A 7292-nucleotide genomic window follows, 5' to 3' on the forward strand; every position below is an offset into this window, starting at 1 on the left:
TGGGCGGTGGCGGCCACCTCCGGGACGGCGGCGGTCGCGGCGGCCCGGGTGCGCCGGGGCGTCGGCAGCACGGCGGCGGCGAGCGCCCCGAGCGTCAGCGGCGCGGCCGGGGCGGCGGCCTCCTCGTCGGCGGCCTCCTCCTCGGCGACGGCGTCGAGCTCGGTCAGCATCGTGACGTTCTGCTCGCCGTAGCCGAGCAGCAGCCGGCGGTCGCCGACCGCGACGACGACGACGCCGGCGTGGCGGCCGAGCGCCTGGCGCCCGACCACCTCGACGGCCGGGCCCGCGGGCCGGCGACGGCCCTTGCCCCACCCGGCGCGGCGCGCGAGGACCCAGATCAGGCCGATCACGCACGCGAGCGCCAGGAGGACGCGCAGGCCCAGGACGACGGAGTCCATCAGATGGTGCCGTCCTCGCGCGCGATCTCGGTGATGCGGATGCCGAACTCCTCGTCGATCACGACGACCTCGCCGCGGGCGATGAGCCGGCCGTTCACCATGACGTCGGCGGGGCTGCCGGCGGCGCGGTCGAGCTCCAGGACGGCGCCCGGGGTCAGCTCCAGGACCTGGCGGACCGGCAGCTTGGTGCGGCCGAGCTCGGCGGTGAGCGTCATCTCGACGTCGTAGAGCACGTTGAGGCTGGCGCGCTGGGTGGGGACGCCCGGGACCTTGGCGGTCGGCTCGGTGCGCAGGCGCAGGCCGAACCAGGCCTGGACGCCCTCGTCGGTGCCGAGCGCGATCAGCTGCGCGTCGGCGGGCAGCGCGGCGGGGACCGTCTCGGTCCGGGCGGCCTCGAGCACGCCTGCGCCGAGCTCGGCGACGGCGGCCTCCAGGGCCGGGCGCAGCGCGGCGGCCAGGTCGAGCGGGCTGCCGTCGGGGGCGCCGGCGGCGAGCGCGTCGCGCACGGCCTCGTCGGCGACCAGCACCACGTCGGCGCTGTTCGGGCCGACGAACGAGGCGACGACCGCGAGCGCGTCGGCGTCCGGGCGCGCACCGGCGGGGGCCGGGGCCGGCACCAGCGGCGCGGCGGCCGGCAGCAGGCGCGCGGCGGCGGTGGCCGCGGCGAGGGCGACCGCGGCGTCCGTGGTCTCGGCGGTGGGGACGGCGTTCATCAGGGCTTCTCCTCGACGGTGACGACCATGCAGGCGAGGCGGGAACCGTTGTTCCCCGCGGCGGCTCGCGCGAGCACGACCCCGTCCACCACCACGTCGAGCGGCTGGGACGACGGGTGGGACAGGGGGACGACGTCGCCGACGGCCAGGCCGACGACGTCGCGGGGGCGGACGACGACCGGCGCGAACCGGACGGCGACCTCGACGGGCACGTCCTCGACGGCGGCCTCCAGGTCGAGCACCGCGAGCTCGTGGGCCCGCTGGTCCTCGACGGACCGGCTGCCGGCGCCGTCGGCCTGCCGCACGGCGGCCAGCAGCACCTCGGCGGGGAACATGACGGTGGCGACGTCCTCGCGCTCGCCGACCCGCATGAGGAACGTGGCGACCAGCACCGCGTCGGAGGCCGGCACGGCCTGCACGAACTGCGGGTTGTACTGGACGGAGCGCAGCGTGACGTCGAGCGGCGTCAGCGACGAGAAGGCGTAGCCGAGGTCGCCGAGGGCCGCGCCCATGACGCCGCGCAGCAGCGTCAGCTCGATCTCGGTGAGCTCGCGGTCCTCGCGCACGTCGCCCGTCCCGGGGCCGCCGAGCATGTAGTCGATCCAGACCATGGTGGCGCTGACCGGGACCTGCACGACGGCGGTCTGCCGGGTCTGCTCGATGGTGCACAGCATCATCGCCGTGGTGCCCGGGAGGCCGCGCACGTACTCGTCGTACGTCTGCAGGCTCAGCCCGTCGAGCGTCACCTGCGCCATCGCGCGCAGGCGGGCGGTGAGCTGGTTGCCCCACTGGCGGGCGAACGTCTCGAACGCCATCTCGAGCACGCGGGCGTGCTCGCGCGCCATCGTCATGGGGCGGCGGAAGTCGTAGGGCTCGGGCACGTGCGTGCGCCGCCGGGAGCGCGCGGGGGCCTGACCCGTGGTGTGGACCGTCACGCCCACCCTGATCGGCGCGCGACCGGGTGATGTGAGGGGTCGCGGCCGGACTTTCTCCGCCCTCGGCCCGTCGTGGGCCGGCGTGCTGCGGAGCGATGTGGCGCCCTCCGTGGCGCCGTGGTTCACCGGATCGGGTGACGCCCCTGGTCAGGGGCCCCGGAGGTCCGGTCGGACGGGACGCGCGTCGCCGCGCGCGCCGTCACTGGGTGACGTAGTTAGTCAGGAAGACGTCGTACACCTCCCCGTGGTAGAGCTCGTCGAGCTGGGTCTTGAACTCCGCCTTCAGCTCCTCGCGCTTGGCGGGGTCGCTGACCTCGGACACGCTCCGGCCGGAGAACAGGGCGATCGCCGCGTCGACGGCGGGGCCGGTCTCCGGGTCGCCGTGGCCCGCGGCCTCGACGGTGAACTGCAGCTCGAAGCCGAGCCGCAGGTAGTGGCCGTCGGCCAGGTTCAGGCTCACGGGCTCGACCGCGACCACCGCGCCCGGCTCGGGCTCCGGCTCCGCGGCCGGCTCGCCGCTCCCGCGACCGAGCAGCAGGTACGCCGCCGCCCCCGCCGCCACCAGGACGACCGCCCCGATGATGAGGAGCAGCTTCTTCTTGCCGCCCTTCTTCTTCTCCGGCTCCGCGGCGGGCGCCGGAGCCGGGGTCCCGCCGCCGATCTTCTGGCCGCCGCCGATCTTCTGACCGCCGCCGACCACGCGCTGCTCGATGGGCATCGCCCCTACCCTCCCGTCGTGCTTCCGGCTGCCACTGCGGGCAGCAGGGCGCGCACCGCCTCGGGTGCCGCGCTGAGAATGACCATGTCGACCCGCCGGTTGGCGGTCATCGCGTCCTCGCCGGTCCCCTGCACCAGGGGCCGGGTGTCGCCGTAGCCCACCGCCTGGATGCGGGTGCCCGGCATGCCGTCGCGCTCCACCAGGTACCGCAGCACCTGGGTGGCGCGGTCGGAGGAGAGCTCCCAGTTCGTCGCGTACCGCCCCGAGATCGGGATGGTGTTCGCGTGGCCCTCCACCGAGATCTGCTCCTGGAGGCCCACGAGCGTGGGCGCCGCCAGGTCCAGGACCTGCCCCGCGGTCGGGGTCAGCGTCGCCGACCCCTGCGCGAAGAACACGTCGTCCGCGACCAGCCCGAGCACCAGACCGCGCTCGTCCACCCGGAACCGGACCTGGTCCTGCAGGCCGGCGCCGGTCAGCGCCTGGAGGATGTGCTCGCGCACCTCGTCGAGGTGGGCCGCCTCGGCCTGGGCCGCCGCGAGCACGCTCGGGTCGACCTGGGTCGGGTCGGCAGAGGTCTGCGGCGCCGGGTCGGACGCCTGCAGGCCGAGGCCCTCGTCGGCGTCCACGATCCCGGAGGTGCCCGCGTCGGGCTGGTCCTCGGTGATCGAGAGCCCGTCCAGCGCGCCGTCCGTGCCGTCGAGGATCGACTGGTTCACCGACCCGTCGCCGAACCCGGCCGCCAGCGACGCCTTGAGGGCGACGTACTTCTCCTGGTCGACCTGGCTGATGGCGAACAGGACGATGAACAGCGCCATGAGCACGGTGATCATGTCCGAGTAGGACACGAGCCAGCGCTCGTGGTTGACGTGCTCCTCCTCGTGCCCCCCGCGCCGGCTGCGGCCGCGGCCGTGGCCGGAGCTCACGCGGCTTCCTTGGCCGCGGGCTCGTCCGGCAGCAGGCTGCGCAGCCGCTCACCCACCAGGCGCGGGTTGGCGCCGGCCTGGACGGCCAGCAGGCCCTCCAGCGTCACCTCCATCTGCGCGCACTCCAGGTCGGAGAACCGCTTGATGCGGGCACCGATCGGCAGCCAGACCACGTTGGCGGAGAGGATGCCCCAGAGGGTGGCGACGAACGCCGCGGCGATCGAGTGCCCGAGGGACGCCGGGTCCGACAGGTTCTCGAGCACGTGCACCAGCGAGATGACCGTGCCGATGATGCCGATGGTCGGCGCGTAGCCGCCCATGTCGGCGAAGTACTTGGACCAGACCTTCTCCTTGGTCCGCTTCGTCGCGATCTTGTCCTCGAGGATCATCCGCAGGTCGTCGGGGTCCGTGCCGTCGATCGCGGCCTGCAGGCCGCCGCGCAGGAACGGGTCGTCGATGTCCTTGGCCGCGTCCTCGAGCGCGAGCAGGCCCTCGCGCCGGGCGCGGTCCGCCAGGTCGACGAGGGTGTCGACCGTGGTCGTCGGGTCCGGGATCTTCTTGAGGAACGCGCGCGGCACCGCCTTGTAGGACTCGATGACGTCCTTCAGCGTGTGGCCGGCGATGCCGACGCCGATCGTGCCCAGCCACACGAGGATGAGCGGCGGGAGGAGGAAGATCGACATCGGGTCCGCCCCCTCCATGATGAGGGCGGTGAAGATCGCGCCGAAGGCGACGACCAGTCCGATGAAACCGGCGGGATCCATGTCAGCGGCTCCTCGGTCGCAGGGGAACGGGGTCGGCGAGCGGCTCGTCGCCGTCGTCCTCGGCCGGGGCCGGCGCGCCGCCGGCGGCGGTGTCGCGGACCAGCTCGACCGTGGGGGTCGGCGCGGCCTGGATCTCCTGGGCGCGGGCCAGGAGCTGCGCGCGGTGCTCGTTGACCCGCGCGATGACCTCGGCCATCGACTCGCGGACGATGTACTTCGTCCCGTCGATGAGGGTCAGGATGGTGTCGGGCGCGCTGTCGACGCGCTGGAGCAGGTCGGGGTTGACCCCGAACTGGGCCCCGTTGAGGCGCGTCACGATGATCACAGCGGTGTCCCGTCCCTGGTGGTGCGTGTGCGGCGTGGCGCCGCCGCGGCCCGTCCGTGTGCCGCTCCCCCTGCCCATCGGACACGGGGCCCGGTCGCTGAGGGGTTCTGCGCGGTTCGGAGGCTGGATTCCGGGGCCGTGCGGCCCGCGGTGGAGGCACGCTCCCGGCCCCGCCGACCGCGTGGGTCGGCAGGGCACGGGGCGGCGGTGCGCGTCAGCGCTTGAGGTTGACGAGCTCCTGCAGCACCTCGTCCGAGGTGGTGATCACGCGGGAGTTCGCCTGGAAACCACGCTGCGCGATGATCAGCTGCGTGAACTCCGTGGACAGGTCCACGTTGCTCATCTCGAGCGAGCCGGACGACATGGTGCCGCGGCCGCCGGTGCCGGCGGAGCCGATCTGCGGGTCGCCCGAGTTCACCGTGGTGGTGAACAGCGAGCCGCCCGCCTTCGACAGGCCGGAGGGGTTGGTGAACGACGCCATGGCGATCCGGCCGAGGTCCTGCTTGAGGCCGTTGCTGAACGCGCCGTTGATCGTGCCGTCCGAGCCGAGGGTGAACGACTCGAGGATGCCGGCGGCATAGCCGTCCTGCTTCTCCGCGGCGATCGTGTCGACGCCCGCCATGCCGGTGATGCCGGTCAGGTCGACGGTCACGCCGCCGAGCGCGAACGTGGTGTCGGCGAACGTCGGGTTGCCCGCGGCGTCGAAGGTGAGCGCCACGGAGCCCGTCGCCGGGTAGGTGGCGGTGCCGTCGGTCGCCGTCATGGACCAGCCGGTGGCGCCCTTGACGAACTCGAGCTCGACCTCGCGGGCGTTGCCCAGCGCGTCGTACGCCTTGACCGAGACGGTCTTGGTCTTGCCCGTCTCGGCGTCCGCCTGCAGGTTGCCGGAGAACGGCGTGCGGGTGGTGGCCTTGGCCGGCATGACCGTGCCGACGCCGACCTTGATGTCGCCGACCGCGCGGGAGGTGTCGATGACGCCGTTGGCGTCCGCGGCCCAGCCCTGGACCATCGCGCCGTCGCCCGGCAGCACCATCTGGCCGGTCGAGTCGAAGTCGAACGAGCCGGCGCGCGTGTAGTACTGCTGCGTGCCCTGGCGGACGACGAAGAAGCCGTCGCCGGAGATCATCATGTCGGTGCTGCGGCCGGTGAGCTGCGCGGCGCCCTGCGTGAAGTTGGTGGTGATGCCCGCGACCTGCACGCCGAGGCCGACCTGCGCGGGGTTCTGGCCGCCGACGCCGTCCTGCGGGCCGGAGGCCGCGTTGAGCATCTGGCTCAGGGTGTCCTGGAACTGGATCTGGGACGCCTTGAAGCCGGTCGTGTTGACGTTGGCGATGTTGTTGCCGGTGACGTCGAGCATCGTCTGGTGGCTGCGCAGACCGCTGATGCCGGAGAAGAGGGAGCGGAGCATGGTGGTTCCCTTCGGGTGGGGTGGGCCGGACCGCGGTCAGGCGGTGGTCGTGGAGTCGGTGGGGGCGGTCGCGTCGTCGTCCGCGGCGGGCGGCGTGCTGCCGGCCGGGGTGACGGTCGCGACGGCGTCGAGCGGGAGCTGGGTCTTCCCGACGGTCAGGGTCGGGACGCTGGCGGAGTAGTCGACGCCGGAGACGACGCCGGTCTGGGTCTTGCCGTCGGCGTCCTTCCAGGTGACCTGCTGGCCGACGAGGTCGGCGGCGGCCATCCGCATCTGGAGCCCGAACTGCTCGCGGGACGACGCCTGGATCTCCGAGAGGGACTCCATCATCGACAGCTGCGTGGTCTGCGCCATCATGTCGCTGGTGTCCATCGGGCTGCTCGGGTCCTGGTTGGACAGCTGCGCGACCAGGAGCTTGAGGAACGTGTCCTTGTCGAGCGTCTTGCTCGGGGTGCTGGTGGTCGCCGCGGTCGCGTCGGCGGTCGAGCCACCGATGTACGAGACGGGGATGGCGGTCACGGGGGATCCCTCCGGTCAGACGAGCAGGTCGAGGCCGCCGGCGTGCGCCGACGTGCGGGTGGGTGCGGGGACGTCGGCCGCCGGGGCGCCGGTGCGGGCGCCGTCCGGCAGGCCCGCCGCGCGGCGGCCGGCGGCGTCGGTGCCGGCGCGGTCGCCGGCGCCGGAGCCCGCGCCGTCGGCGCCGAGCCGGACGTCCGAGGACAGGCCGGTCGCGGCGAGGTCGCGGCGCAGGTCGGGCAGCGACTGCTTGAGCGCGTCCCGGGCGGCGTCGGTCGCGCCGACCAGCTCGACGCGCACGGCCTCGGCCGTGATGTGCGCGACGACCTTGACCGGCCCGAAGTGCTCCGGGTCGACGTGCAGCGTGAGCACGTGCTGGCCGTTGCCCGCGGCGCGGAGCGCGGGCAGCTGCTCGCCGATCTTGGCGGTCAGCTGGTCCGACAGCGGGGCCGGCGTGGCGGCGGCCGCGGCCACCCGGTGCTGGACGGTGCCGACCTGCAGCGCCGCCGGGGCGGCGGCGGGGGCGGTCGGCGCCGGCGCGGGGGCCGCGTCGTCGGCGGTAACGCCTGCTCCGCCTGGGCCCGGTCGCGCC

At 74.0% G+C, this 7292-nt stretch carries 10 protein-coding genes; all 10 read right to left on the reverse strand.

Features of this window, described 5'->3' with window-relative positions; translation table 11 throughout:
- On the reverse strand, positions 1–398 hold a 398-nt coding region (gene fliO, locus KVT14_RS19425), incomplete at its 3' end, for a flagellar biosynthetic protein FliO (RefSeq protein ID WP_217617167.1).
- Positions 398–1111, reverse strand: a complete 714-nt coding sequence (fliN, locus tag KVT14_RS19430) for a flagellar motor switch protein FliN (protein WP_217617168.1) — start codon at positions 1109–1111, stop codon at positions 398–400. The genes fliN and fliO, both read right to left, overlap by 1 nt.
- The gene (locus tag KVT14_RS23540) at positions 1111–2046 is read right to left on the reverse strand and encodes a FliM/FliN family flagellar motor switch protein (protein WP_217617169.1); all 936 of its coding nucleotides are present in this window, start codon (positions 2044–2046) and stop codon (positions 1111–1113) included. The genes fliN and KVT14_RS23540 overlap by 1 nt, the downstream gene beginning before the upstream one ends.
- Positions 2047–2245: 199 nt before the next feature.
- Positions 2246–2764 (reverse strand): flagellar basal body-associated FliL family protein, encoded by a 519-nt coding sequence (locus KVT14_RS19440; protein WP_217617170.1) that lies wholly within the window; start codon positions 2762–2764, stop codon positions 2246–2248.
- A gap of 5 nt (positions 2765–2769) precedes the next feature.
- A complete protein-coding gene (locus tag KVT14_RS19445; protein ID WP_217617171.1) occupies positions 2770–3687 on the reverse strand; it encodes an OmpA family protein in 918 nt (305 codons plus the stop codon).
- A complete protein-coding gene (locus KVT14_RS19450; RefSeq protein WP_217617172.1) occupies positions 3684–4451 on the reverse strand; it encodes a motility protein A in 768 nt (255 codons plus the stop codon). Before KVT14_RS19450 ends, KVT14_RS19445 begins: the two co-directional genes overlap by 4 nt.
- Before the next feature lies 1 nt (position 4452).
- Positions 4453–4776, reverse strand: coding sequence for a flagellar FlbD family protein (locus KVT14_RS19455; RefSeq protein ID WP_217617173.1), 324 nt, complete (start codon positions 4774–4776; stop codon positions 4453–4455).
- A 214-nt stretch (positions 4777–4990) separates the two neighbouring features.
- The gene (locus tag KVT14_RS19460) at positions 4991–6184 is read right to left on the reverse strand and encodes a flagellar hook protein FlgE (protein ID WP_217617174.1); all 1194 of its coding nucleotides are present in this window, start codon (positions 6182–6184) and stop codon (positions 4991–4993) included.
- Between the two features lie 36 nt (positions 6185–6220).
- Positions 6221–6703, reverse strand: a complete 483-nt coding sequence (locus tag KVT14_RS19465; protein ID WP_217617175.1) for a flagellar hook assembly protein FlgD — start codon at positions 6701–6703, stop codon at positions 6221–6223.
- A gap of 15 nt (positions 6704–6718) precedes the next feature.
- A partial coding sequence (locus KVT14_RS19470) for a flagellar hook-length control protein FliK (protein ID WP_217617176.1) occupies positions 6719–7292 on the reverse strand: 574 nt, incomplete at its 5' end.

It is taken from the genome of Cellulomonas sp. GbtcB1, assembly GCF_019091725.1.
Lineage (GTDB): Bacteria > Actinomycetota > Actinomycetes > Actinomycetales > Cellulomonadaceae > Cellulomonas.